Source organism: Streptomyces sp. NPDC004539, assembly GCF_040610055.1.
In the GTDB taxonomy this organism is placed as follows: domain Bacteria; phylum Actinomycetota; class Actinomycetes; order Streptomycetales; family Streptomycetaceae; genus Streptomyces.
Genome location: NZ_JBEXLS010000010.1, coordinates 183,157 through 208,241, shown reverse-complemented (window position 1 = coordinate 208,241; position 25,085 = coordinate 183,157). Strand labels below are relative to the sequence as shown.

Annotated in this window: 22 protein-coding genes; 9 read left to right on the top strand and 13 right to left on the bottom strand. The window is 71.8% G+C overall.

Translation table 11 applies throughout. The annotated features are described in order from the left end of the window. Positions 1-18 precede the first annotated feature (18 nt). Positions 19-1,638, top strand: coding sequence for a cytochrome P450 (locus ABZX85_RS22315; RefSeq protein ID WP_355871193.1), 1,620 nt, complete (start codon positions 19-21; stop codon positions 1,636-1,638). On the opposite strand, the gene ABZX85_RS22310 is transcribed toward ABZX85_RS22315, so the two are convergent. From ABZX85_RS22310 to ABZX85_RS22265, 10 genes are all read right to left on the bottom strand, one after another. Next, positions 1,600-2,409, bottom strand: coding sequence for a pentapeptide repeat-containing protein (locus tag ABZX85_RS22310; RefSeq protein WP_355871190.1), 810 nt, complete (start codon positions 2,407-2,409; stop codon positions 1,600-1,602). The two genes, ABZX85_RS22315 and ABZX85_RS22310, sit on opposite strands and share 39 nt — an antisense overlap. A gap of 52 nt (positions 2,410-2,461) precedes the next feature. Continuing rightward, a complete protein-coding gene (locus ABZX85_RS22305; RefSeq protein WP_355871187.1) occupies positions 2,462-3,193 on the bottom strand; it encodes a PIG-L deacetylase family protein in 732 nt (243 codons plus the stop codon). Further along, positions 3,193-4,482 carry an alpha/beta fold hydrolase gene (locus tag ABZX85_RS22300; protein ID WP_355871184.1) on the bottom strand — a complete coding sequence of 430 codons (1,290 nt, stop codon included), beginning with the start codon at positions 4,480-4,482 and terminating at the stop codon, positions 3,193-3,195. The genes ABZX85_RS22305 and ABZX85_RS22300 overlap by 1 nt, the downstream gene beginning before the upstream one ends. A gap of 41 nt (positions 4,483-4,523) precedes the next feature. Beyond that, entirely contained in the window at positions 4,524-5,549 is a 1,026-nt protein-coding gene (locus tag ABZX85_RS22295; protein WP_355871181.1) for a LacI family DNA-binding transcriptional regulator, read from the bottom strand. An 82-nt stretch (positions 5,550-5,631) separates the two neighbouring features. Next, the gene (locus ABZX85_RS22290; RefSeq protein WP_355871178.1) at positions 5,632-7,053 is read right to left on the bottom strand and encodes a BNR repeat-containing protein; all 1,422 of its coding nucleotides are present in this window, start codon (positions 7,051-7,053) and stop codon (positions 5,632-5,634) included. 42 nt (positions 7,054-7,095) lie between these two features. Beyond that, positions 7,096-7,416, bottom strand: coding sequence for an L-rhamnose mutarotase (locus tag ABZX85_RS22285; protein ID WP_355871175.1), 321 nt, complete (start codon positions 7,414-7,416; stop codon positions 7,096-7,098). Positions 7,417-7,433: 17 nt separating this feature from the next. Beyond that, a complete protein-coding gene (rhaS, locus tag ABZX85_RS22280) occupies positions 7,434-8,516 on the bottom strand; it encodes a rhamnose ABC transporter substrate-binding protein (RefSeq protein ID WP_355871172.1) in 1,083 nt (360 codons plus the stop codon). A gap of 11 nt (positions 8,517-8,527) precedes the next feature. Beyond that, positions 8,528-9,535 carry an ABC transporter permease gene (locus tag ABZX85_RS22275; RefSeq protein ID WP_355871169.1) on the bottom strand — a complete coding sequence of 336 codons (1,008 nt, stop codon included), beginning with the start codon at positions 9,533-9,535 and terminating at the stop codon, positions 8,528-8,530. Further along, the gene (locus ABZX85_RS22270) at positions 9,528-10,601 is read right to left on the bottom strand and encodes an ABC transporter permease (protein WP_355871166.1); all 1,074 of its coding nucleotides are present in this window, start codon (positions 10,599-10,601) and stop codon (positions 9,528-9,530) included. Before ABZX85_RS22270 ends, ABZX85_RS22275 begins: the two co-directional genes overlap by 8 nt. Next, complete coding sequence (locus ABZX85_RS22265; protein WP_355871163.1) at positions 10,598-12,112, bottom strand: sugar ABC transporter ATP-binding protein; 1,515 nt, start codon at positions 12,110-12,112, stop codon at positions 10,598-10,600. Before ABZX85_RS22265 ends, ABZX85_RS22270 begins: the two co-directional genes overlap by 4 nt. 251 nt (positions 12,113-12,363) lie before the next feature. Here ABZX85_RS22265 and rhaI point away from each other — a divergent pair, with 251 nt between their 5' ends. The 8 genes from rhaI to ABZX85_RS22225 all read left to right on the top strand — a co-directional run bounded on the left by rhaI (position 12,364) and on the right by ABZX85_RS22225 (position 22,397). Next, positions 12,364-13,524 carry an L-rhamnose isomerase gene (gene rhaI / locus ABZX85_RS22260; RefSeq protein ID WP_355871160.1) on the top strand — a complete coding sequence of 387 codons (1,161 nt, stop codon included), beginning with the start codon at positions 12,364-12,366 and terminating at the stop codon, positions 13,522-13,524. Positions 13,525-13,640: 116 nt separating this feature from the next. Continuing rightward, positions 13,641-15,680, top strand: a complete 2,040-nt coding sequence (locus tag ABZX85_RS22255; protein ID WP_355871157.1) for a bifunctional aldolase/short-chain dehydrogenase — start codon at positions 13,641-13,643, stop codon at positions 15,678-15,680. Positions 15,681-15,736: 56 nt separating this feature from the next. Continuing rightward, positions 15,737-17,125 (top strand): rhamnulokinase family protein, encoded by a 1,389-nt coding sequence (locus ABZX85_RS22250; protein ID WP_355871448.1) that lies wholly within the window; start codon positions 15,737-15,739, stop codon positions 17,123-17,125. A 151-nt stretch (positions 17,126-17,276) separates the two neighbouring features. Beyond that, a complete protein-coding gene (locus tag ABZX85_RS22245) occupies positions 17,277-18,032 on the top strand; it encodes a (Fe-S)-binding protein (RefSeq protein WP_355871154.1) in 756 nt (251 codons plus the stop codon). Then, a complete protein-coding gene (locus tag ABZX85_RS22240; protein ID WP_355871151.1) occupies positions 18,029-19,498 on the top strand; it encodes a LutB/LldF family L-lactate oxidation iron-sulfur protein in 1,470 nt (489 codons plus the stop codon). The genes ABZX85_RS22245 and ABZX85_RS22240 overlap by 4 nt, the downstream gene beginning before the upstream one ends. Then, positions 19,495-20,130 carry an LUD domain-containing protein gene (locus ABZX85_RS22235; protein ID WP_355871148.1) on the top strand — a complete coding sequence of 212 codons (636 nt, stop codon included), beginning with the start codon at positions 19,495-19,497 and terminating at the stop codon, positions 20,128-20,130. The genes ABZX85_RS22240 and ABZX85_RS22235 overlap by 4 nt, the downstream gene beginning before the upstream one ends. A 63-nt stretch (positions 20,131-20,193) precedes the next feature. Next, positions 20,194-21,051 (top strand): MoxR family ATPase, encoded by an 858-nt coding sequence (locus ABZX85_RS22230; protein WP_355871146.1) that lies wholly within the window; start codon positions 20,194-20,196, stop codon positions 21,049-21,051. After that, positions 21,048-22,397: a VWA domain-containing protein gene (locus tag ABZX85_RS22225; RefSeq protein ID WP_355871144.1), complete on the top strand. Its 1,350-nt coding sequence runs from the start codon at positions 21,048-21,050 to the stop codon at positions 22,395-22,397. Before ABZX85_RS22230 ends, ABZX85_RS22225 begins: the two co-directional genes overlap by 4 nt. Before the next feature lie 13 nt (positions 22,398-22,410). On the opposite strand, the gene ABZX85_RS22220 is transcribed toward ABZX85_RS22225, so the two are convergent. The 3 genes from ABZX85_RS22220 to ABZX85_RS22210 form a co-directional block, all read right to left on the bottom strand. Further along, complete coding sequence (locus ABZX85_RS22220; RefSeq protein WP_355871141.1) at positions 22,411-22,767, bottom strand: cupin domain-containing protein; 357 nt, start codon at positions 22,765-22,767, stop codon at positions 22,411-22,413. 180 nt (positions 22,768-22,947) lie between these two features. Further along, positions 22,948-23,925 (bottom strand): threo-3-hydroxy-L-aspartate ammonia-lyase, encoded by a 978-nt coding sequence (locus ABZX85_RS22215; protein ID WP_355871139.1) that lies wholly within the window; start codon positions 23,923-23,925, stop codon positions 22,948-22,950. Between the two features lie 430 nt (positions 23,926-24,355). Beyond that, positions 24,356-25,042: a PAS domain-containing protein gene (locus ABZX85_RS22210; protein ID WP_355871136.1), complete on the bottom strand. Its 687-nt coding sequence runs from the start codon at positions 25,040-25,042 to the stop codon at positions 24,356-24,358. Positions 25,043-25,085: the final 43 nt, after the last annotated feature.

The window sequence follows — 25,085 nt, the reverse complement described above, 5'->3', positions numbered from 1 at the left end:
ATCAAGGGAGATCGCGTCATGACGGAGACGACGACAGGCACCGGCACCCGCCTGCCCAAGGGCTTCCGCGACGCCGCGCGGGGCTGGCCCGAACTGGGCCGCATACCCCACCCGAAGGGCCGGCTCCCGCTCCTCGGCGACGTCCGGGGCGTGAACCGGAAGACGCCCCTCCAGGACACCGTGCGGTTCGGCGCCGAGATCGGGCCGGTCTTCCGCCGCAAGGCGTTCGGCAAGGAGTTCGTCTTCGTGGGCGGCGCCCGCTACGCCGCCGACCTCGCGGACGAGTCCCGGTTCGCGAAGTACGTCGGCCTCGGCATCGCCAACCTCCGCCCGATCGCCGGGGACGCGCTGTTCACGGCGTACAACGACGAGCCGAACTGGCAGCTCGCGCACGACGTGCTGGCGCCCGGGTTCAGCCGGGACGCGATGGCCGCGTACCACCCGATGATGCTGGACGTGGCGGCCCGCCTGACCGACCGCTGGGACCGGGCGGCGGCAGCGGGCACACCGGTGGACGTCCCCGGGGACATGACGAAGCTGACGCTGGAGACGATCTCCCGCACCGGCTTCGGGCACGACTTCGGCTCCTTCGAGCGCAGCCGCCCGCACCCCTTCGTCTCCGCGATGGTCGGCACCCTCAGCTACGCCCAGCGCCTCAACGGCCTCCCCTTCCCCGCCCTCCACCGCGGCGCGGCCCGGCGCAACGAGGCCGACATGGCATACCTGAACGACACGGTCGACGCTCTCGTCCGGGCCCGGAAGGCGGACGGCGGCGGGGACGGCGACCTCCTCGACCGGATGCTGGACACGGCGCACCCGCGGACCGGTGAACGGCTGTCCGCCGAGAACGTGCGCCGTCAGGTGATCACGTTCCTGGTCGCCGGGCACGAGACGACGTCCGGGGCGCTCTCCTTCGCGCTGCACTACCTCTCCCTGCACCCCGAGATCGCCGCCCGCGCCCGCGCGGAGGTGGACCGGGTGTGGGGTGACGCGGAGGTGCCCGGGTACGAGCAGGTCGCCCGACTCCGGTACGTGCGCAGGGTGTTGGACGAGACGCTGCGGCTGTGGCCGACGGCGCCCGCGTTCTCGCGGGAGGCCCGGGAGGACACCGTCCTCGCCGGGGAGCATCCGATGCGGCGGGGTGCCTGGGCGCTCGTCCTGACGCCGATGCTGCACCGCGACCCCGAGGTGTGGGGCCCGGACGCCGAGCGGTTCGACCCGGACCGCTTCGACGCGGCGGCGGTCCGCGCCCGGCCCGCGCACACCTTCAAGCCGTGGGGGACGGGGGCGCGGGCCTGCATCGGCCGCCAGTTCGCGCTGCACGAGGCGACGCTGGTCCTCGGGCTCCTGCTGCGCCGCTACACCCTGCGGGCGGACCCGGGGTACGAACTGCGGGTGACCGAACGGCTGACACTGATGCCGGAGGGGCTGCGGCTCGGCCTGGACCGGCGAACGGCCGCCCCCGCGCGGGATGTTGAGGCCCCGTCAGCAGCCCTTGACGGCCCGCCTCTTGAGGACCCTGCGACTCCCCTCGCGAACCGGGCGACGGCCGCGCCGGAAACCCCCGCGACCGCCCCAGACTCCCACAACTCCCCCGCCTCAGCCCCCGGCTGCCCAGTGCACCGGCCTGCCGACTGACCCCGGCAGCCGGGTCCCCGCGTTCCCCCGAGCCGCGTCCACCTGCGGCTGGGTCAGGAAGAGCGCCCCGGTGAGGTCGGCGCCGCCGAGGTCGGCGTCCCGCAGGTCCGCCCCGATCAGGTCGGCGCTTCGCAGATCCGCGCCCGTGAGGTCGGCGGCGATCAGATAGGCGCCTCTCAGGTCGGCCCCGCGCAGGTCGGCGCCCTTGAGGCGGGCGCCCATCAGATCCGCGCCCCGGTGCCGCTTCTTGCGTCCCCGCACCTTCGCGCGCGTCAACTCGCTCGCCTCGAAGAGGAGTCGGGCGACCGCCTGCCGGTGGGCGCCGACGTCCAGCGCGGTCAGTTCCTCCGGCGTCCCCCGGGTGAGCGCGTCCGTGCGGTCGAGGGCCTCGCGGAGTTCCGCGTGCACGGGGCGGGCGGCGGGCAGGGCGAGGGCTTCGGTGAGGTAGGTCAGCAGTTCGTGCAACTGCCTTACCACCGGGAAGACTTCGTGCATCCGGCGGCCTCCGTCACGGCCCTCGAAGACGACCTGGGAGACCTTCTGGCCGGCGCCGAGGCAGTCGTACACCGTGCAGCCGGCGAAGCCCCGGCGCCGCAACTCCGTGTGGATGCCGCAGGTGTGGTCCGCCAGGAGGTTGCGGCAGGGGGTGCCGGCGGGCTTGTCGAAGGCGAAGTCCGCCGAGCGCGCGAAGGGCAGCGCCACACAGCACAGCCCGAAGCAGTTGCCGCAGTAGCCGCGCAGGTCGGCCGGCGCGGGCCTGGTCTCTTCCATCCCGCCACCCTACTGACCTGCGCACTTGCCCGGCGAACCGATAATCGCGGCGCTAGCGGGTGAACAGTTCGAACGCCACCGCCGGGCGGCCCCCGAAGCGTTCCCCGACCGTCCCGGCGACGTCCGTGAGGAACGTCCGCGCGTACTGCTCGGGGTCCTCGTCGGTCAGTGCCTCTATGTACGTCCGGTGCGCGACCAGGGAGGCGACCGCGCGGTCCAGGCCCGTCGTCGCGTCCACGGCGTGCGTCGGGGTGACGGAGCCCGCGACCGCGACCCAGCGGACGCCGTTCCAGGGTTCCAGGCCCTGTTCCGTCAGCTCCGGGAAGATCCAGCGGTTGCCCGCGTCGGCCGCCGCGTCCAGCGTCGCCCGGCCCACGGCCACGTGGTCCGGGGTGTTCCAGGCGACGTCTCCCCAGGTGTCGCGGTGGTTGAGGGTGATCACCAGGTCGGGGCGGTGCCGCCTGATCGCCGCCGCGATGTCCCGCCTGAGGGGCGGGCCGTACTCGACGACGCCGTCGCGGTGGTCCAGGAACTCGACGGACGTGACGCCGACGACGGCCGCGCTGGCCCGCTGTTCCTGTTCGCGGAGCGGGGCGCAGCGCTCCGGGGGCAGGGTGTCGATGCCGGCCTCGCCGCGGGTGGCCAGGAGGTAGGCGACCTCCTTCCCGGCGTCCGTCCAGGCGGCCACGGCGGCGGAGCAGCCGTATTCGAGGTCGTCGGGGTGGGCCACCACCGCGAGTGCCTTGTGCCAGTCCTCGGGCAGGGGTCGCAAGGGGGTCGTCATCACGCCTCGTCTCGGGTCAGCGCCAGCAGGCGGTCCAGGACGCGCGGGCCGCCCGCGCGGATTCCGTCGTGCTCGAACTCGTCCGTCACCCAGGTCCGCAGGCCCTTGACCGACCTCGCGGTCTCCAGGGAGTGCGGGGTGTGGACGTACAGGTCGTCGTGGTAGACCGCCGCGGCGACCGGGACCTCGTTCGCCGCGAGGCGGGCCTTGTCGTAGAGCGGGGTCCAGTCGGTGCGGGCGGCCAGGAGGTCGGCCGTCTCCTTCAGGGGGCGCAGGGCGGGGTCGTGGTCGAACATCCAGGGGTGGATGGTCTCGCCGGTGAACAGGAACGGGTCGGTGACGCCCTCGAACTGCGGGAACTCGCCGCGGACCCGGTCGGCCGACCAGGCGGTGGGGCGGTCGTCCTGGCCGTAGATCGACTCGTGGACCAGGGCGTAGAGGGGGTTCTTCGCGTACGAGAGGTGGCTCTGGAGGTTCTCCCGGAACTCGTCGGAGAGGGTCTCGCCGCCGACGGCCGGGACGAACGCGTCCTCCAGGAGGTGGTGGAGGCGGTGGCTGCCCTCGCCGCCGCCGAGGAGGATGCCGAGGCTGCGGAACCCGTCGACCGTGAGGAGACCGCCGTTGGGGAGGGTCACGGGCCGGTCCGCGAGGTGTTCGGCGATCCGGCGGGCCCGCTCGACGTCCTGCGGGTAGCGGGCGTAGTGCGCGGCCACCTTGCGCTCCATGCGCGGGTAGGCGGCGCGGTAGACGTCGTCCGCGTGCGCGTCGAGCGAGGGCAGGCCGCCGGTGATGAGCGCGGCGGCGAGGCCCTCGGGGGCCAGCGACAGGTACGTGACCGCGCAGAAGCCGCCGTAGCTCTGGCCGAGCGCCGTCCAGGGGGCGCCGCCGGTCAGCTCGCGGCGGATCAGCTCGCAGTCGCGGACGATGGAGTCGGCGCGGAAGTGCGTGAGGTACGCCGCCTGCTCGGCCGGCCCGCCCCGCAGCGGCAGCGTCTGCCGGTTGGCCGGTGTCGAGTGGCCCGTGCCGCGCTGGTCGAGGAGGAGGACCCGGTACTCGCGCAGGGCCCGCGCCAGCCACCCCGGCCGGCCCACGCTGCGCTCCGCCCCGAAGCCCGGACCGCCCTGGAGATAGACCAGCCAGGGCAGCTCCTGCCCCGCCTTCTCCCCGGCGACCAGCTCACGGGCGTACAGCGAGATCGTCTCCCCGGCGGGGTCGGCGTGGTCGAGCGGCACGGTGAAGCGGTGATCGGTGAGGACGACACCGGGCTGGCGGTAGCTGGCGAGGGTCAAGGAGGCTCCCGGAGGGGTGAGGCGGTCCCACCCATGATCACTCACCGCGCCGACAGACTCGACCTCCGGACCACCAGTTCCGGCTGGAGCACGACCCTGCGGTGTTCGTGCGCCCGCTTCGGGGTGTCCTCGTCCGTCTCCTCCAGGAGGAGTTCCGCGGCCAGCGCCCCCATGGTCACCGCGGGCTGGCGGACCGAGGTCAGGGGGACGGCCGCCGCCGCCGCGAACTCGATGTCGTCGTAGCCGACGATCGCGAGGTCGTCCGGGACGTTCACGCCGGCCGCGTACATGGCCTGGAGGACGCCGAGGGCCAGCAGGTCGTTCGCACAGAACACGGCCGTCGGCCGGTCGGCGAGGCCCAGCAGCCGGGCGCCCGCGTCGCGTCCGGCGGCGACGTCGAGCCGTTCCGTCGGCAGCTCCCGCAGCCGCTCGGGCCCGAGCCCCGCCTCGGTGAGCGCCTGGAGGGCGCCGGTACGGCGGTCGCGGACCTGGTTGAAGCCGGGCGGCCCGCTGACGTAGGCGATGGACCGGTGCCCGGCGTCGAGGAGATGCCGTACGGCGAGGGCGCCGCCGGCGACGTCGTCGACGGAGACCGAGCACTCGGTCGTCCCGTCGGAGACCCGGTCGACCAGCACGAACGGGATGCCGTGGCGCCGGAACGACGCTATGTTCCGCCCGGTCGCGTCGGCCGGTGTGAACAGGACGCCCCGCACCCGCTGCTCGGCGAAGAGGGACAGGTAGTCGGCCTCCTCGCTGACGCTCTCGGCGCTGTTGCAGACCATCACGCCGAGCCCGGCGTCCCGGGCGGCGCGCTCGGCGCCCCGGGCGACGTCGACGAAGAAGGGGTTGCCCATGTCGAGGACGAGCAGCCCCATGATCCGGCTGCGCCCGGCGCGCAGTTGCCGCGCGGACTCGCTGCGGACGTACCCGAGCCGGTCGATCGCGGACAGCACGCGCGCCCGGGTCTCGGTCGCGACCGTCTCCGGGCGGTTGATGACGTTGGAGACCGTGCCGACGGAGACTCCGGCGGCGCGGGCGACGTCCTTGATACCCACCGACTGGGCCATCGGACGGAGACCTCCAGGTGAACGGGGTACGGCGGGCCGGACGTCACACTACCGTCAGGGCCTGCGCCGTACCCCTGGTGGATCAGGCGGGCAGCGTGAAGTCGACGACGTGCAGTGCCGACGGCGTCGTGCCGCTGGACTTCTCCTGGTACATGAAGGAGAGCACGTTGTCGGCGGCGACCCGGGACTCGTCGATGACGACCTCCCCGAACGCGTTGAGGCCGGAGCCGTCGTACAGGAGGGTCCAGTCGGTGTAGCCGGACGCCTTGGAGGCGGCGGCGATCCGGCCGAAGGGGAGGATCGCGTAGGCGTTGTCGTACTTGTCCAGGACCAGCTTGGTGCGCTGGCTGGAGTTCAGCGGGACCGGGATCTCGGTCTTCTGCCAGCCGCCGGAGCTGTTCTTGCGCAGGTGGAAGGCGCGTCCGTTGGCCGTGCGGTCGTTCACGTAGTTCGTCGTGCACTGGCCGAAGCGGCCGGGGACGTAGGAGATGACCGCGTGCGGCAGGCCCGAGGAGTCGGTGGTCTGGCTCTCCTGGTTCATCAGGGAGTGGTCGGGGTTGAGGGCGTCGACGACGAGCCCGGCGTCGGTGACCGCGACCTTGTCGGAGCCGCCGGTGGTGCCGACGGCCGTCCCCGCGTTGTTGCGCCAGGTGCGGCCCCGGTCGTCGGAGTAGACGTAGCCGGTGTCGTGGTTGGTGATGCCGCCGGAGGAGCACATGACCGCGCCGTTCTGCTCCCGCCAGGTGAAGAAGGAGTGCAGGCGGCCGTTCCTGTCGTAGTCGATGCCGTGGAGGTACATGTTGCGGGCCGTCGAGGAGCCGTGCTCGCTGGTGTAGGTCCCCGTCGAGCTGGACCACTCCCCGAGCGCCGTCCAGCTCGAACCGTCGTACTCCGCGAGGGCGTTGCGGCCGTTGCCGGAGATCGCGACCCGGTAGCTGAGCTGCAACCTGCCCTCGGGCGTGGCGATGAACTGGGGGTAGGTGAACTGGGTGGTGAGCGCCAGCCCGTCCAGCGTGGTCTGGACGGCGCCGAACGCGGCCGAAGTCCACGCGGTGGTACCGGGGTTGTCCATGAGGCCGGCGACGGATTTGACGTAGAAGAAGCCGTCGCTGTGGGAGTCCATGTTGAGGTGGAGGCGGCCGTCCACCTTGGAGACGCCCATGGAGATGACGTTGTGGGAGTCGCTCGCCTTGAGCTGGTGGGAGAGGGTGACCGTGGACCAGGACGCGGCGCCCAGGGCCCGGCGGGCGACGACCGCGTTGCGGGCGGCCGTGTACCAGACGGCGTACTGGTAGCCCTTGTAGGTCAACAGGCCGTTCTTCTGGAACGAGTTGTTGTTGACGAGGCCGTCGTAGGAGACGAAGAAGACGGCCTGGGCGTCGAGTTGGGTGTTCTGGCGGAGGGTGACGGAGGGGCCGGGGTCGGCCGCTCGCGCCGTTCCCGCTATACCTGGCGTGCTCACGGCGGCAAGTATCGCCGTCGTGAGGACGGTACGTCTTTTCATGCGCGGCTCCTGAATACGGGGGTCCCCTGGGGAAGTCGGGGTTCAGGCGAGGTGGAAGACCTCGGTGAGCGGTTTCATGGCCTCGTCCGGGCGGGCGCCGTCCAGCGACTCGAAGAACGGCGCCATCTCGGCCTGCCAGCGGGCGTTGACGTCGGTGGCCTCCATGCCGGCCTGCGCGGCGGCGAAGTCGTCGGTCTCCAGGTAGCCCACCAGGAGACCGTCCTCGCGCAGGAACAGCGAGTAGTTCCGCCAGCCGGTGGCGCTGAGCGCCGCCAGCATGTCCGGCCACACCTGCGCGTGGCGTTCGCGGTACTCGTCCAGCCGCTCGGCACGGACCTTGAGGAGAAAACAGACTCGCTGCACCAACGCCCCCTGGCTGATCAGAAGTTGAACTGGTCGATGTTCTTCGCGTCGAACACGGTCGGCTTGCCGAGCGTGATCACGCCGTTCGCGCCGATCGTGTAGGACGTCCCGCCGGCCTTGAAGGTCTCGCCCTCCTTGCCGGTGATCTGCCCGGAGGCCAGGGCGACGGCGGTCTGCGCGGCCAGCGCGCCGAGCTTCGCCGGGTCCCACAGCTCGAACGCCTCGACGGTGCCGTTCTTGACGTAGTTGCGCATGTCGTTGGGGGTGCCGAGGCCGGTCAGCTTGACCTTGCCCTTGTACTTGGAGCCGGAGAGGTACTGGGCGGCGGCCTTGATGCCGACGGTGGTCGGGGAGATGATCCCCTTCAGGTTCGGGTACTCCTGGAGGAGGCCCTGCGTCTGCTGGAAGGACTGCTGGGCGTCGTCGTTGCCGTACGCGACCTTGACGAGCTTGATGTCCTTGTACTTCGGGTCCTTGAGTTCTTCCTTCATGAACTCGATCCACGCGTTCTGGTTGGTCGCGGTCTGCGCGGCCGACAGGATCGCGATCTCGCCCTTGTAGCCGATCTGCTGGGCGAGCAGCTGGACCTCGGTGCGGCCCAGGTCCTCGCCGCTGGCCTGCGAGATGAAGGCGTTGCGGCACTCGGGGTTGGTGTCCGAGTCGTAGGTGACGACCTTGATGCCGTTGCTCATCGCCTGCTTGAGCGCGGTGCACAGCGCGCCCGGGTCCTGCGCGGACACGGCCATCGCGTCGACCTGCTGCTGGGTCAGGGTGTTGACGTAACTGACCTGCCCGGCGGTGTCGGTGGCGCTGGAGGGGCCCACCTCCTTGTAGGAGGAGCCGAGTTCCTTCAGCGCGGCCTCGCCGCCCTTGTCGGCGGAGGTGAAGTAGGGGTTGTTGACCTGCTTCGGCAGGAAGCCGACGGTCAGGCCCTTCTTGGTGGCCGCGTTCGGGTCGGCCTTGCCGCCGGTGTTCGCGGCGCCGCTGCTCTCGCTCTTCACGTCCTCCTTGGTGGTGCCGCCGCACGCGGTGGCGGTGAGGGCGAGGGAGGAGACGGCGGCGAGCGCGACGCAGGCGCGGCGGAGGGTTCTCTTGTTCATGGCGGGTTCCTTTACGAGGGTGAGCGGAGGGACGGCGTCGGGGTCGAGGCGGCTTGTCTGCCCGCCCTCGCGACGGAGATCTGGCGTGCGACCCGGGGGGCCAGCACGGAGACGACGAGCAGGACGCCGGTGACGAGGATCTGGGACTGGGCGGAGACGTCCTGGAGGCTCATGACGTTCTGCGCGGTGCCGAGCAGGAACACCCCGGCGATGGCCCCGCCCAGGGTGCCCTTGCCGCCGTCGAAGTCGATCCCGCCGAGCAGGACGGCGGCGATGACGGAGAGTTCGAGGCCGGTGGCGTTGTCGTAGCGGGCGCTGGCGTAGTGCAGCGCCCAGAAGATCCCGGTCAGCGAGGCCATGAGGCCGGTGACGGTGAACAGGATCAGCTTGTTGCGCTTGACGCGGATACCGGAGAACCGGGCGGCCTCCTCGCTGGCGCCGATCGCGAACACGGACCGCCCGAAGGGGGTGGCGTGCAGGACGACGACGGCGATGGCGAGCAGCACGACGAACGGGAGGAACGCCTGCGGCAGGAAGCTGTCCCCGACCCGGCCGGCCGCGAAGTCGAGGTACTGGGTCGGGAAGTCGGTGACCGCGTCGGAGCCGAGGACGATCTGCGCGATCCCCCGGTAGGCGGCGAGCGTGCCGATGGTGACGGCGAGCGAGGGCAGCCCCAGCCGGGTGACGAGCAGTCCGTTGACGAGCCCGCACACCACGCCGAGGGCGAGGCAGATCGGGATGATCGTCTCGATCGTCATGCCCTGGTTCCACAGCGCCCCCATGACGGCCCCGGAGAGCCCGGCGGTGGACGCGACCGACAGGTCGATCTCCCCGGACACGACGAGCATCGTCATCGGCAGCGCGACGAGCGCGATGGGCAGCGTGTTCCCCAGCAGGAACGACAGGTTGAGCGCGTTGCCGAAGCCGTCCACGGTGGAGAAGGAGAGCAGCAGCAGGACGATCAGCAGGGCACCGACGACGGTGTCCCAGCGGACGGCCCGGGTGAGGGACTCAGGCACGGGGCTCTCCCTTCTCGGCGTTCGGTGCGGCACCGACGGCGGCGAGCCGCGCGGCGGCCGACTTCTTCTTGAGCGAGGCGGCGACCCGCAGCGCGACCACCCGGTCGACGGCGATGGCGAGCAGCAGGAGGACGCCGTTGATGGCGAGGACCCACACGGAGCTGACGCCGAGCGCGGGCAGCACGCTGTTGATGGAGGTCAGGAGCAGCGCGCCGAGGGCCGCGCCGTAGACGCTGCCGGAGCCGCCGGTGAAGACGACGCCGCCGACCACGACCGCGCTGACGACGGTGAGTTCGTAGCCGGTGCCGGTCCCGGAGTCGACGTTCCCGAACCGGGCCAGGTACAGCGCGCCGGCGAGTCCGGCGAGGGCCCCGCAGAACGTGTAGGCGGCGAGGATGCGCTTGCGGACGGGGATGCCGGCGAGCCGGGCGGCCTCGGGGCCCGAGCCGAGCGCGTACAGCTCGCGTCCGCTGCCGAAGTGCTTGAGGTAGTAGGCGGTCGCGACGAGCACCGCGAGGGCGATCAGCGCGAGGTAGGGGACGGCGGAGATGCCGCCGGAGCCGAAGTCGACGAACCCGGAGGGCAGGTCGGCGGCGGTGATCTGGCGGGAGCCGACCCAGATGGAGTCGATGCCCCGGACGATGTAGAGGGTGCCGAGGGTGACGACGAGGGCGGGCACCTGGCCGAGGCTGACGAGCAGCCCGTTCAGCAGCCCGAACCCGATGCCCATCAGCACGGCGAGGGCGATCGCGACGACCGCGTTCCCGCCGCCGTGCAGGTAGGTGCCGGCGGCGAAGGCGCTGATGCCGAGGGTGGAGCCGACGGACAGGTCGACGTTGCGGGTGATGACGACCAGGGACTGCCCGGTGGCGACCAGGACCAGGATCGTCGCGTTGAGCAGGAGGTCCTTGATGCCCTGCTCGGAGAGGAACTCGCTGTTGCCGGCCTGGGTGATGGCGATCATCACCAGGAAGACGACGAGGATGGCGAGTTCGCGCATCTTGAAGACACGGTCGACGAGCCGGGTCCCGGAGGACTTCGGCACCTCGACGGGGAGGGCGCTCATGCGGCCCTCCCGGTGGCTGCGGCCATCACGGTTTCCTCGGTGGCGTCGGATCGGGAGATCTCGGCGGTGAGCCGGCCCTCGTGCATGACGAGCACGCGGTCGGCCATACCGAGGATCTCGGGCAGGTCGGAGGAGATCATCAGGACGGCGACACCGTCGGCCGCGAGTTCACTCAGGAGGCGGTGCACCTCGGCCTTGGTGCCGACGTCGATGCCCCGGGTGGGTTCGTCGACGATGAGCACCTGAGGCTTCGTGGCCAGCCATTTCGCGAGGACGACCTTCTGCTGGTTCCCACCCGAAAGAGTGTTGACGGTGTCGGCCAGCCGGGCGTACTTGACCTGGAGCTTGACGGCCCAGTCGAGGGAGCGGCTGCGCTCGGCGCCCCGGTCCATGAGGCCGGCCCTGACGGTCGTACGGAGTCCGGTGAGGCCGATGTTGCGTTCGATGGACATGTCCATCACGAGGCCCTGGGCGCGGCGGTCCTCGGGGACCAGGGCGAGGCCGGAGGACATCGCGACGGACGGGGCGCCGTTGGTGAGCGGCCTGCCGTCGACGGTGACCTCTCCGGCGTCCCAGCGGTCGATGCCGAACACGGCCCGCGCGACCTCGGTGCGGCCGGCGCCGACGAGTCCGGCGAGGCCGACGATCTCGCCGCGCCGGACGTCGAAGGAGACGTCCGTGAAGACGCCCTCGCGGGTCAGGCGGCGCACGCTCAGGGCGACCGCGCCGGGGGTGACGTCCTGCTTCGGGTACAGCTCGTCGAGGTCGCGGCCCACCATGCGGCGGACCAGGTCGTCCTCGGTCATGCCGGCGATCGGCTCGCTGGCGATCCAGGCGCCGTCGCGCAGCGTCGTCACCTGCTGGCAGATCTCGAAGATCTCCTCCAGCCGGTGCGAGATGAACAGCACCGCCGCGCCCTGTTCGCGCAGGGTGCGGACGACGCCGAAGAGGCGGGCGACCTCGCTGCCGGTGAGGGCGGCGGTCGGCTCGTCCATGATCAGGACCCGGGCGTCGAAGGAGAGCGCCTTGGCGATCTCGACGATCTGCTGGTCGGCGATGGACAGGCCGCGTGCGGGGCGGTCGGGGTCGAGGGCGACGCCGAGCCGGGTCATCAGGGCGGCGGTCGCGTCACGGGTGGCCTTGTGGTCGATGCGGCCGAGGGCGCGGCGCGGCTGGCGGCCCATGAAGATGTTCTCGGCGATCGACAGGTCGGGGAAGAGCGTCGGCTCCTGGTAGATCACGGCGATCCCCGCGTCGCGGGCGTCGCCGGGGCCGTGGAAGACGACCGGCGAGCCGTCGAGGAGCACTTGGCCGGCGTCGGGCCGGTGCACTCCCGCAAGGGTCTTGATCAGCGTCGACTTGCCCGCGCCGTTCTCCCCGGCGAGCGCGTGCACCTCGCCGGGGTACAGCTCCAGGGAGACGCCGCGCAGGGCGCGGACGGCGCCGAAGGACTTGGCGACGTCCTTGAGCGCCAGTACCGGGGCGGGTCCCTCGTCGGACGGGTGGGTCATGGGAACTCTCCTCGACGACGACGCCGGCGGTGAGCCCCACGACGTCGTGAAAGGTTTCAACTGGATTGCCGGGACCGTAGGCACCACGGGCATGTCACGTCAATGGGTCCGTCTCGAAAAAATTTCGATAGCCGAAGGTCACACGACGGTCACGGAGAACCCGCCCGGCCGGAGGGGTTGACACTCCCTCGGCGTGCTCATAACTTCCCCTACTGAATCGTTTCATCCGTAGCCTGCCTCTGGAGCCCGAAGTGACCGATCTCGCCGCGGTGAAGGCCGCACTGAAGAACCAGGCCGTCGAGACGCCGTCGTGGGCGTACGGGAACTCGGGGACCAGGTTCAAGGTGTTCGCCCAGCAGGGGGTTCCGCGTACGCCGTGGGAGAAGCTGGACGACGCCGCTCAGGTCCACGCGTTCACCGGTGTGGCCCCGACCGTCGCGCTGCACATTCCGTGGGACAAGGTCGAGGACTACGCGGCACTTGCGAAACATGCCGAGGAGCGCGGGCTGAGGCTCGGCGCGATCAACTCGAACACGTTTCAGGACGACGACTTCAAGCTCGGGAGCGTCTGTCACGCGGATGCAGCCGTGCGCCGCAAGGCCGTCGCGCACCTTGTCGAGTGCGTCGACATCATGGACGCCACCGGGTCCCGTGATCTGAAGCTCTGGTTCGCCGACGGGACGAACTATCCCGGGCAGGACGACATCGTTGCCCGGCAGGAGCGGCTCGGGGAGGCCCTCGCGGAGGTGTACGCCCGGCTCGGTGACGAGCAGCGGATGCTCCTTGAGTACAAGTTCTTCGAGCCGGCGTTCTACGCGACGGACGTCCCGGACTGGGGTACCGCCTACGCGCACTGCCTGAAGCTCGGGCCGAAGGCTCAGGTCGTCGTGGACACCGGGCACCACGCGCCGGGCACGAACATCGAGTTCATCGTGGCGCTGCTGCTGCGGGAGGGGAAGCTCGGCGGGTTCGACTTCAACTCCCGGTTCTACGCCGACGACGATCTGATGGTGGGGGCCGCCGACCCGTTCCAGCTGTTCCGGATCATGTACGAGGTCGGGCGGGGTGGGGGGTTCACCTCCGACGTGGCGTTCATGCTGGACCAGTGCCACAACATCGAGGCGAAGATTCCGGCGATCATCCGGTCCGTGATGAACGTGCAGGAGGCGACGGCGAAGGCGCTGCTGGTGGACCGGGAGGCGTTGGGCGCGGCCCAGGTCTCCGGGGATGTGCTGGCGGCGAACGCGGTGCTGATGGACGCGTTCAACACGGACGTGCGGCCGCTGCTGCGGGAGGTGCGCGAGGAGATGGGGCTGGACGCCGATCCCATCGCGGCGTACGCGCGGTCCGGGTGGGCCGAGAAGATCGTGGCGGAGCGTGTGGGTGGGGAGCAGGCCGGGTGGGGTGCGTAAGCGTCTGCCCGGTTCTGGTTCGTTGCGGGGTGCGGGTCCGCTGTGGTTGCTCGCGCAGTTCCCCGCGCCCCTGAGGTACATGCACTCCCCGTCTCTCTAGAAGTTAAGGAAGATCCGTGAGCGTTCATCCCGAGGCCGCTGCTCTCATCGCTCGGTCGCGTCGGCTCGGTGCCGATCCTCGTAATACCAACTACGCCGGTGGCAACGCTTCCGCCAAGGGCACCGATGTCGACCCGGTGACCGGCGGGGATGTCCCGTTGATGTGGGTCAAGGGGTCCGGTGGCGACCTCGGGACGCTCACCGAGGCCGGGCTCGCGGTGTTGCGGCTGGACCGGCTGCACGCGCTCAAGGGCGTGTACCCGGGTGTCGAGCGCGAGGACGAGATGGTCGCCGCGTTCGACTACTGCCTGCACGGCAAGGGGGGCGCCGCCCCCTCCATCGACACCGCGATGCACGGGCTGGTGGACGCCGCGCACGTCGACCACCTCCACCCCGACTCGGGGATCGCGCTCGCCTGCGCGGCGGACGGGGAGAAGCTGACAGCGGAGTGTTTCGGGGACACGGTCGCCTGGGTGCCCTGGCGGCGCCCCGGTTTCCAGCTCGGGCTGGACATCGCCGCCATCAAGGAGGCCAACCCGCAGGCCATCGGCGTCATCCTGGGCGGGCACGGGATCACCGCCTGGGGCGAGACGGCCGAGGAGTGCGAGCGCAACTCCCTGCACATCATCCGGACCGCCGAGGAGTTCCTCGCCTCGAAGGGCAAGGCCGAGCCGTTCGGCCCGGTGCTGGAGGGGTACGAGGCTCTCCCGGACGCCGAACGCCGGGAGCGCGCCGCCGCGCTCGCGCCGTACGTGCGGGCCCTCGCCTCGCAGGACAAGCCGCAGGTCGGGCACTTCGACGACTCGGCGCCCGTGCTGGAGTTCCTCGCGCGTGCCGAGCACCCCCGCCTGGCCGCGCTCGGCACGTCCTGCCCCGACCACTTCCTGCGCACCAAGGTCCGGCCGCTCGTCCTCGACCTGCCGCCGGCCGCCCCGCTGGAGGACGCGGTCGCGCGGCTGAAGGAGCTGCACGCCGAGTACCGCGAGGAGTACGCCGCCTACTACGCGCGGCACGCCGACGCGGACTCCCCCGCGCTGCGCGGCGCCGACCCGGCGATCGTGCTGGTCCCCGGCGTCGGGATGTTCTCCTTCGGCAAGGACAAGCAGACGGCGCGGGTCGCCGGGGAGTTCTACGTCAACGCGGTCAACGTGATGCGCGGGGCCGAGGCGGTCTCGTCGTACGCGCCGATCGAGGAGTCGGAGAAGTTCCGTATCGAGTACTGGGCGCTGGAGGAGGCCAAGCTCCAGCGGATGCCGAAGCCCAAGGCGCTCGCGACGCGGGTCGCGCTGGTGACCGGCGCGGGCAGCGGGATCGGGAAGGCGATCGCCGAGCGGCTGGTGGCCGAGGGGGCGTGTGTCGTCGTCGCGGATCTCAACGCCGACAACGCGGCTGCGGTGGCGGAGGAGTTGGGCGGGCCGGACAAGGCCGTCGCCGTGACCGTGGATGTGACGTCCGAGGAGCAGATCACCGAGGCGTTCAAGGCGGCCGTGCTCGCGTTCGGCGGGGTCGACCTGGTCGTGAACAACGCCGGGATCTCCATCTCCAAGCCCCTGCTGGAGACTTCGGCGAAGGACTGGGACCTCCAGCACGACATCATGGCGCGCGGGTCGTTCCTGGTGTCGCGGGAGGCGGCGCGGGTGATGACCGCGCAGGGCATCGGCGGGGACATCGTCTACATCGCGTCGAAGAACTCCGTCTTCGCCGGGCCGAACAACATCGCCTACTCCGCGACCAAGGCCGACCAGGCCCACCAGGTCCGGCTGCTGGCCGCCGAGTTGGGCGAGCACGGCATCCGCGTCAACGGGGTCAACCCGGACGGCGTCGTGCGCGGGTCGGGGATCTTCGCCGGCGGGTGGGGCGCGCAGCGCGCGGCGACGTACGGGATCGAGGAGGAGAAGCTCGGCGAGTTCTACGCCCAGCGGACCATCCTCAAGCGCGAGGTGCTGCCCGAGCACGTCGCCAACGCCGTGTTCGCGCTGACGGGCGGGGAGTTGACCCACACCACCGGTCTGCACGTCCCGGTCGACGCGGGCGTCGCCGCCGCCTTCCTCCGGTGAGCGGGCGTCAGAAGGCGTACGCGGCCGTCGACCTGGGCGCCTCCAGCGGCCGGGTGATGGCCGGCAGGGTCAGCCCCGAGTCGCTGGAGCTGACGGAGGTGCACCGGTTCGCCAACCGGCCGGTGCGCCTGCCGGAGGGGCTGCGGTGGGACGTACTCGCCCTGTACGCCGGGGTGCTGGACGGGCTGCGGGCGGCCGGGCAGGTCGACTCGGTCGGCATCGACAGCTGGGCCGTGGACTACGGGCTGCTGGACGCGGACGGGGCGCTGCTCGGCAACCCCGTGCACTACCGGGACTCCCGTACCGACGGGGTCGCGGAGAAGGTGTGGGCGAGCGTCCCGGCGGCCGAGCTGTACGCGGCGACGGGGTTGCAGTACGCGCCCTTCAACACCCTGTACCAGCTCGCGGCCTCGCAGGGCTCCGCCCAACTGGCCTGCGCCGAAAGGCTGTTGCTGATCCCGGATCTGCTGTCGTACTGGCTGACGGGTGTGCAGGGCACCGAGCTGACCAACGCCTCGACGACCCAGCTGATCGACCCCCGGTCGCGGGACTGGTCGTCCGAGGTCGCCGAACGCGTCGGGATCGACCTGGGGTTGTTCGCGCCGCTGCGGCAACCCGGCGACCACGCCGGGGAGTTGCTGCCCGGCGTGCTGGAGGAGACGGGCCTGACCGGGCCCGTTCCGGTGACGGCGGTCGCGTCGCACGACACCGCCTCCGCCGTCGCCGCGGTGCCGGCCGGCAGTGAGCGGTTCGCGTACATCAGCACGGGCACCTGGTCGCTGGCCGGCCTGGAGCTGGAGGCGCCGGTCCTGACCGAGGAGAGCCGGGCCGCCAACTTCACCAACGAGCTGGGCATCGACGGGACCGTCCGCTACCTGCGCAACATCATGGGGCTCTGGCTGCTCCAGGAGTGCGTACGGGCCTGGGGCGAACCGGATCTGGGGGTGCTCCTGCGGGAGGCCGCCGCCGCGCCGGCGCTGCGGTCGGTCGTGGACGCGGGGGACGCCGCGTTCCTCGCGCCGGGGCGCATGCCGGAGCGGATCGCCGAGGCGTGCCGGGCGTCGGGGCAGCCGGTGCCGCAGACGCGGGGCGAGATCACGCGCTGCATCCTCGACTCCCTCGCCCTGGCCCATCGCCGGGCGGTCGAGGACGCCCAGCGGCTCGCCGATCACCCTGTCGACGTCGTCCACATCGTCGGGGGCGGGACCCGGAACGCGCTGCTGTGCCAGCTGACCGCCGACGCCTGCGGGTTGCCGGTCGTCGCGGGGCCGACCGAGGCCGCCGCGCTCGGGAACGTGCTCGTGCAGGCGCGGGCGCACGGTCTGGTGGGCGACCGCGCCGACATGCGGCGCCTGCTGGTCCAGAGCCTGCCGCTGACCCGGTACGAGCCGCAGGGCGGCACGGACCGCTGGCGCGAGGCACAGGACCGGCTCGCCGGACGCTGAGAGGGGGTGCGGTGGGGTGGATTCCGGTGACGGCCAGGACCCGCCGCGCTCCTCCGCCACCTCCGCTGCCTCCCCCTACTCCCCCCACTCCCCCATCCCCTCCCCGCCGACTACCCTGCATCCATCCGATGACTGACCCCGAGGAGCCGCGATGCGTGTCGCTCTGTTCCTGACCTGTGTCAACGACACGCTGTATCCCGATACCGGCCGGGCCGTGGTGAAGCTCCTGACCAGGCTGGGGGTCGAGGTGGACTTCCCGATGGCGCAGACCTGCTGCGGGCAGGCCCACTACAACACCGGGTACCGGCACCAGGCCGAACCACTGGCCCGGCATTTCTCCGATGTCTTCGCCGGGTACGACGCGATCGTCACCCCGTCCGGATCGTGCGGGGCGATGGTCCGCGAGCTGTACCCCCGGATGGGCGAGCGGGCGCGGGCGGAGGGCCGGGGGGACTCGCTGGCGGCGACGCTCGCGCCGGTCGTACCGAAGACGTACGAGCTGACGGAGTTCCTGGTGGACGTGCTCGGGGTGACCGACGTGGGGGCGTACTACCCGCACTCGGTGACCTATCACCCGACCTGTCACGGGCTGCGCAGTCTCGGGCTCGGCGGACGGCCGTACCAGCTCCTCAAGGCCGTCAAGGGACTTGAGCTGGTGGAGCTGCCGGGGGCGGAGGAGTGCTGCGGGTTCGGCGGGACGTTCTCCGTGAAGAACTCCGACGTCTCGGCGGCGATGGGCGCGGACAAGGTCCGCAACGCGGAGTCGACGGGCGCGGAGGTGCTGTGCGCGGCCGACAACTCGTGCCTGATGCACATCGGCGGCACGATGACCCGCACCGGCACGGGCATGCGGCCCGTGCACATCGCGGAGATCCTGGCGAGCACCGAGGAGGAAGCCGCCGTATGAGCGGAACGTTCGTAGGGATGCCGGCGTTCCCGGTCGCCGCGAAGGACGCCGTCGGGAACCCGACGCTGCGCGGCAACCTGCGCCACGCCACCCACACCATCCGCGCGAAACGCGCGAAGGCCGTCGAGGAGGTGTCGGACTGGGCCGAGCTGCGCGAGGCGGGCAAACGGATCAAGGACCACACGCTCCACCGGCTCGACCACTACCTACTCCAGCTGGAGGAGTCGGTCCGGGCGGCGGGCGGGACCGTGCACTGGGCGGCCGACGCCGACGAGGCGAACGAGATCGTCACCCGTCTGGTCAAGGAGACCGGCGAGTCCGAGGTCGTCAAGGTCAAGTCGATGGCCACCCAGGAGATCGGCCTGAACGAGGCCCTCGAAGCGGAGGGCATCCGCGCCTACGAGACCGATCTCGCCGAGCTGATCGTCCAGTTGGGTAAGGACCGGCCCTCGCACATCCTGGTCCCGGCGATCCACCGCAACCGGGGTGAGATCCGGGACATCTTCGAACGCGAGATGAGCGAGTGGGGCCGCCCCGCCCCCGAGGGCCTCACCGACACCCCGGCCGAACTCGCCGAGGCCGCCCGTCTGCACCTGCGGGAGAAGTTCCTGCGGGCCAAGGTCGGCATCTCCGGCGCGAACTTCATGGTCGCCGACACCGGCACCCTCGTCGTCGTCGAGTCCGAGGGCAACGGCCGTATGTGCCTCACCCTCCCCGAGACCCTGATCTCGGTCGTCGGCATCGAGAAGATCGTCCCGACCTGGCAGGACCTGGAGGTCTTCCTCCAGACCCTGCCGCGCTCCTCGACCGCCGAGCGCATGAACCCCTATACCAGCACCTGGACGGGTACGACGGACGGCGACGGCCCGCGCGTCTTCCACCTGGTCCTGCTGGACAACGGCCGCACCGACACCCTCGCCGACGAGGTCGGCCGTCAGGCCCTGCGCTGCATCCGCTGCTCGGCCTGCCTCAACGTCTGCCCGGTCTACGAGCGGGCCGGCGGGCACGCCTACGGCTCGGTCTACCCGGGCCCGATCGGCGCGATCCTCAGCCCTCAACTCCGGGGCACGGGAAGCGACATCGACGCCTCGCTGCCGTACGCGTCGTCGCTGTGCGGGGCCTGCTACGAGGTGTGCCCGGTCGCCATCGACATCCCCGAGGTGCTGGTGCATCTGCGCGAACGCGTCGTGCAGGGCGGGCCGGTGGTACGGGAGGGGAACCGGGTCGTGCTGAAGCCCGCGAAGGGGCACGCCGCCGAGCGGGCCGCGATGCGGGCGGCGGGCTGGGCCTTCGGGCGGCCCGGCGCACTGCGGTCGGGGCAGCGGATCGCCTCCCGGACCCGGCGCTGGCATCCCCGGACGCTGCCCGGGCCGGGCAAAGTGTGGAGCGGGACGCGGGATCTGCCGTCGGTGCCCGCCGAACCGTTCCGTGACTGGTGGCAGCGGACCCGAGGAGAGGCGAAGTGAACAGCAGGGAACGCATTCTGGGCCGGGTCCGGCGCGCGCTGGCGGACGTGCCGGCCGACGACGCGCCGATCGAGCGGGGGTATCTGCGCGAGCACGGCACGCGGAGTGTCACGGAGACCGTGGAGCTGCTGGCGGAGAACCTCGCGGACTACCGGGCGATCGTGCACCGGTCGAGCGCGGCCGAACTGCCGTCCCTGATCGGCCGGTTGCTGGCCGAGCGGGGCGCGGCGTCCGTCGTCGTGCCGCCGGGGCTGGACGCCGGGTGGCTCGCGGAGTCCGGTGCCGAGCGGGTCGCGGACGACGCCGAGGGCACCGCGGACGCGCTCGACCGGGTCGACAGCGTCGTCACCGCCTGCGCGCTGGCCGTCGCCGAGACCGGCACCATCGTCCTCGACGGCGGCCCCGACCAGGGACGACGCCGGATCACCCTCGTCCCCGACCACCACATCTGCGTCGTCCGCGTCCCCGACCAGGTCGTGTCGTCGGTGCCGCAGGCCCTCGAACGGCTCGACCCCCTGCGGCCGTTGACGTGGATCTCGGGGCCGTCGGCGACGAGCGACATCGAACTGGACCGGGTGGAGGGGGTGCACGGGCCGCGCACGCTGGAGGTGATCCTGCTGGACGGGTCGTGACAACGGCGGTGAACAAGCGCTTAGATAGGTGACGTTCCGTCGTCCCACCGCCCGGAGGCCGCGTTGTTCACATCCGTCGACGAGGTCTCCGCCCGGCTCGCCGAGGCCGGGTACCTCGCCTCCCCGGCGATCGCCACGACCGTCTTCCTCGCCGACCGCCTCGGCAAACCGCTCCTCGTCGAGGGCCCGGCCGGGGTCGGGAAGACGGAGCTGGCGAAGGCGGTCGCGGCGGTGGCCGGCGCCGAACTGGTCCGCCTCCAGTGCTACGAGGGCATCGACGAGTCCCGCGCGCTGTACGAGTGGAACCACGCCAAGCAGTTGCTGCGGATCAGCGCGGGCCGTGACGAGACGTGGGACGAGGCCCGCACGGACATCTTCGGCGAGGAGTTCCTCCTCCCCCGCCCCCTGCTCACCGCGATCCGCGGGGACGCGCGCAAGGTCCTCCTCATCGACGAGACCGACAAGGCGGACGTCGAGGTGGAGGGGCTGCTCCTCGAAGTGCTCAGCGACTTCCAGGTGACCGTCCCCGAGCTGGGCACGGTCACCGCGACGCACCGCCCCTTCGTCGTCCTCACCTCCAACGCGAGCCGCGAGCTGTCCGAGGCGCTGCGCCGGCGCTGCCTGTTCCTGCACATCGGGTTCCCGGAGGAGGAGCTGGAGCGGCGCATCGTCCGCCTGAAGGTCCCCGGCGTCGAGGAGGCGCTCGCCGCGTCCCTCGTCCGGGTCGTGGGGGCGCTGCGGGCGATGGACCTGCGCAAGGCGCCCTCGGTCGCGGAGACCGTCGACTGGGCGCGCACCCTGCTGGCGCTCGGCGCGGACACCCTGGACGAGACCGTCGTGCGCGAGACCTTCGGGGTCGTCCTCAAGCATCAGGACGACATCCTCAAGGCCGCCGCCAAGCTCGATCTGGACGCGGTGTGAACGACGTCGCGGCGCGGCTGGCCGAGTTCACGGGGGTGCTGCGGGAGCACGGGGTGTCCGTGGGGACCGGGGAGACCGTGGACGCCGCCGAGGCGGTGGCCGTGCTCGGGTTCGACGACCGGGAGGTGCTGCGCGAGGGGCTGGCGGCGACCCTGCTGCACACCACGGGGCAGCGGGCGGTGTTCGACGCCGTCTTCGACCTGTACTTCCCGCGCTCGGTCGGGGCGCCCGGACAGCCCTCCGGGGACCGGGAGTCGCTGCGGGAGCGGCTCGCGCAGGCCCTCGCGGACGACGACCGGCAGCTGCTCGGGCGACTGGCCGTGGAGGCGGTGGACGCGCTCGGCGGGTACGGGAACTCCCCCGGGTCGGACGGGTGGTCGTCGCATCAGACCCTCGAACGGCTGCGCCCGCAGACCCTGTTGGCGCGGGTCCGCGACGACGTCCGCTCGCGCGGCGGCGGTTCGGGGTTCACCGGCCGGCTGCTCGACGACGAACTGCGGCGACGCGTCGAGGAGTTCCGGGCGCTGGTGGCCGCCGAGGCGCGGCGGCGGGTGGCCGAACGGCGGGGGCGGGAGATGATCGCGCGGCGGGCGGTGGCGCCCACCGCGGACCGGGTGGACTTCCTGTACGCGGGCCGCGACCGGCTCGCCGAGCTGCGGCGTACGGTCCAGCCGCTGGCCCGCAAGCTCGCGACCCGGCTCGCGGCGCGGCGGCGCCGGGCCGCGCGGGGGTCCATCGATCTGCGCCGCACCCTGCGGGCCTCCCTCTCCACGGGCGGGGTCCCGGTGCGGCCGGTGCTGCGCCGGCGGCGCCCCGTCCGGCCCGAGCTGGTCCTGCTGTGCGACGTGTCGGGGTCGGTGTCGGGGTTCTCCGACTTCACGATGCTGCTCGTGCAGGCCCTCCACGACCAGTTCTCGAAGGTCCGCGTCTTCGCGTTCGTCAACCGCCTCGACGAGGTGACCGGCCTCCTGCGGCACGGCGCCGCCGACCCGGCGGGGCTCGGCGCCCTGATCCAGGCGGAGGCCACCCTGACGGGCTGGCACGGCAGCAGCGACTACGGCACGGCCCTCGGCGAGTTCGCCGAGCGGTACGGCACGACGCTGGGCCCGCGCACCACCGTCTTCGTCCTCGGGGACGCCCGCACCAACATGAGCGACCCGAACCTCGCCGCCGTCCGCGAGATCGCCCGGCGGGTACGGCGCGTGCACTGGCTGAACCCGGAGCCCCGTTCGCTGTGGGGCACCGGGGACTCGGCGGCCCCCGAGTACGCCGAGCTGGTGGCGATGCACGAGTGCCGCACCGCGCGCCAGCTCGGTGAACTCGTGAGCCGGCTGCTTCCGGTCTGACCTCCCGCCTCCGCTATGCCTTGGCGTACTCCTTGGCCATCGACCCCGCGAAGTCGTACACGACGACCTGTTCGTCACCCACCACCCAGGCGTCGTGTCCGGGCGGGCAGACGAACACGTCACCGGGGCCTACCTCGCCCTCGCCGCCGTCGTCCATCCGTACGTGCAGACGGCCCTGCACGACATAGCCGTTGTGGTGGATCTCGCAGCTCTCCGTGCCCGCGAGGGGTGCCACCGACTCGGACCAGCGCCAGCCCGGTTCGAACGTCGCCACGGCGAAGTCGAGCCCCGTGAGGTGGACGGCTTCGAGGTGACCGCGCGGGAAATCGCGCCGCTCGTCGGGCTTGTCGAGCGTCTTCACTTCCAGCATGACGCTCCTCCCTTCCGGCCACGCCTACATCACGACCGGGACCGGCCTTTCCCGCGCACCGTATCCGGCGCCACCGGCCCTACGCCTTCATCGTCCGCCCGTCCATCGGGGACCGCCATTCGAGTGAACCGGCGCCTCCCGCTGAACCGGCGCGTCCCGCACCTCCCGAGCCCCCCGCCCTCACTCCCCTCCCCCGCACAGTTCCGCGAACCGTTCCGCGTCCACGTTCCCGCCCGACACGATCAGCCCGATCCGCCCGCCGAGCCCTTCCAGCCGGCCGGAGAGGAGCGCGGCCAGCGGGGTCGCCCCGCTCGGCTCGACCACGATCTTCAGCCGCTCGAACGCGAACCGCATCGCCGCCCTGATCTCGTCGTCGGAGACCAGCTCCACGGCGTCCACCAGTTCCTGGATCACCGGGAAGGTCAGGGTGCCCGGGGTGTCCAGGGCCTGTCCGTCGGCGATCGTGCGCGGGATGGGGACGCTGACGCGGTGGCCCGCCGCCAGGGACCGCTTCGTGTCGTCACCGGCCTCCGGTTCCACGCCGATCACCCGGGCGTCGGGGGAGAGCGCCTTGACGGCAGTGGCACACCCGGAGATCAGGCCGCCTCCGCCGACCGGTGCCAGGAACGCGTCCAGTCCGCCGGTCTCCTCCAGGAGTTCGAGCGCGGCCGTGCCCTGGCCCGCCATCACGTGCGGGTGGTTGTAGGGCGGGATCAGGGTCAGGCCGCGCTCCGCCGCCAGCGCCTCGCTGATGGCCTCGCGGTCGCCGGTGTACCGGTCGTAGGTGACGATCTCGGCGCCGTATCCGGCCGTTGCCTCCGCCTTGGAGCGGGGGGCGTCCTCCGGCATCAGGATGACGGCGGTCGTGCCGAGTTCGCGGGCGGCGAGGGCGACGGCCTGGGCGTGGTTTCCGGAGGAGTAGGCCGCGAGGCCCCGTGCCAGTTGCTCCGGGGTCAGCCGGGAGGCCGCGTTGTAGGCGCCCCGGAACTTGAAGGCGCCGATCCGCTGGAAGTTCTCGCACTTCAGGTACACCTCGGCACCGACCCGTTCGTCCAGCGTGCGCGAGCGCAGGACCGGGGTACGGTGCGCGACCCCCTTGAGCCGCTGGGCGGCTTCACGGACGTCCTCGAAGGTGATCGGCAGGGGTGTGGTCGTCATGGGTGGTCCACCTCTCGGGTCGTTCGCGTGTGTATCGGTCGGCCGCCGGCTCTCACGGCCTCGTCCGTATCGGCCGGGTGACGGCTCTTCATCGGCCGGGCGGCGGCTGCTCCCCGGCCCGCCCTCGCCCACATCGGCCAGGCGACGGCCTCTTCCTGACCCACTCTCGCCCGCGTCGACCGGGCAGCAGCCTCCTCAGCCCGCTCTCGCCGTATCGGCCAGGCGACGGCTGCTCCCCGCCCCACCCTCGCCCGCACCGGCCAGGCGACGACTGCTCCCCGGCCCGCCCTCGCCCGCACCGGCCGGGCAACAGCCTCCTCCCAAGCCCACTCTCGCCCGCACCGACCGGGAGGCAGCCTCTTCCCCGGCCCGCCCTCGCCGCCGGAAGGCCGCCTCCCCTTCGGCCCCGCCGTTCCCCCGGCGACGCCCCTCACCCCGGCCCCCTCTCCCCCTCGGCCCCGCCCGCTCTCGCCTGTGCCAGGTAGCTGTACGCCGAGGCGCGGGAGATTCCGAGGCGGGTGGCGACCTGTTCGACGGAGCGGCGGACGGCGAACACGCCGCGCGCGTCGAGGGTGCGGAAGAGGTCGAGGCGGCGGGGGCGGTCGAGGTCGGACCAGGTGCCGTCGCGGGCGGGGAGGTGGGTGTCGACCAGGACGTCCACGACGGAGTCGATGTCGTGCTCGAACGTCGTCACCGGGGTCTCGGCGGGCGCCGCGGCCGGTCCGGCGAGGGCACCCAGCAGGGACTGGACCTTCGCGACCTCGGTGATGTCCACGTTGACGCACAGGGCGCCGAAGACCGTACCGCCCGAGTCGCGCAGCACCATCGTCGAGGACTTGACCATCTTGCCGCCGACCGTGCGCGTCACGTAGTTCAGGTCGTCCGCCGCCTCGTCGCCCCCGGCCAGCACGCGCAGCCCGATCTCGCTCATCGCCGCGCCGACCACGCGCCCGGTCACCGCGCCGGCGACGGCCACGACCGAGGCTTCGGGGCGCCGGTAGTCGTGCAGCACCACCTCGCACATCGGCCCGAACGTCGCCACCAGCCCCTCGACCACCGGCCCCAGCGCCGCGATGATCGCGTCCCGCTCGCCGTCCCTGCTCCCGCCTCCGGCCATCCGCCCGCCCTCCTCTCCGCTTCCTAGACTACACATCCAACCC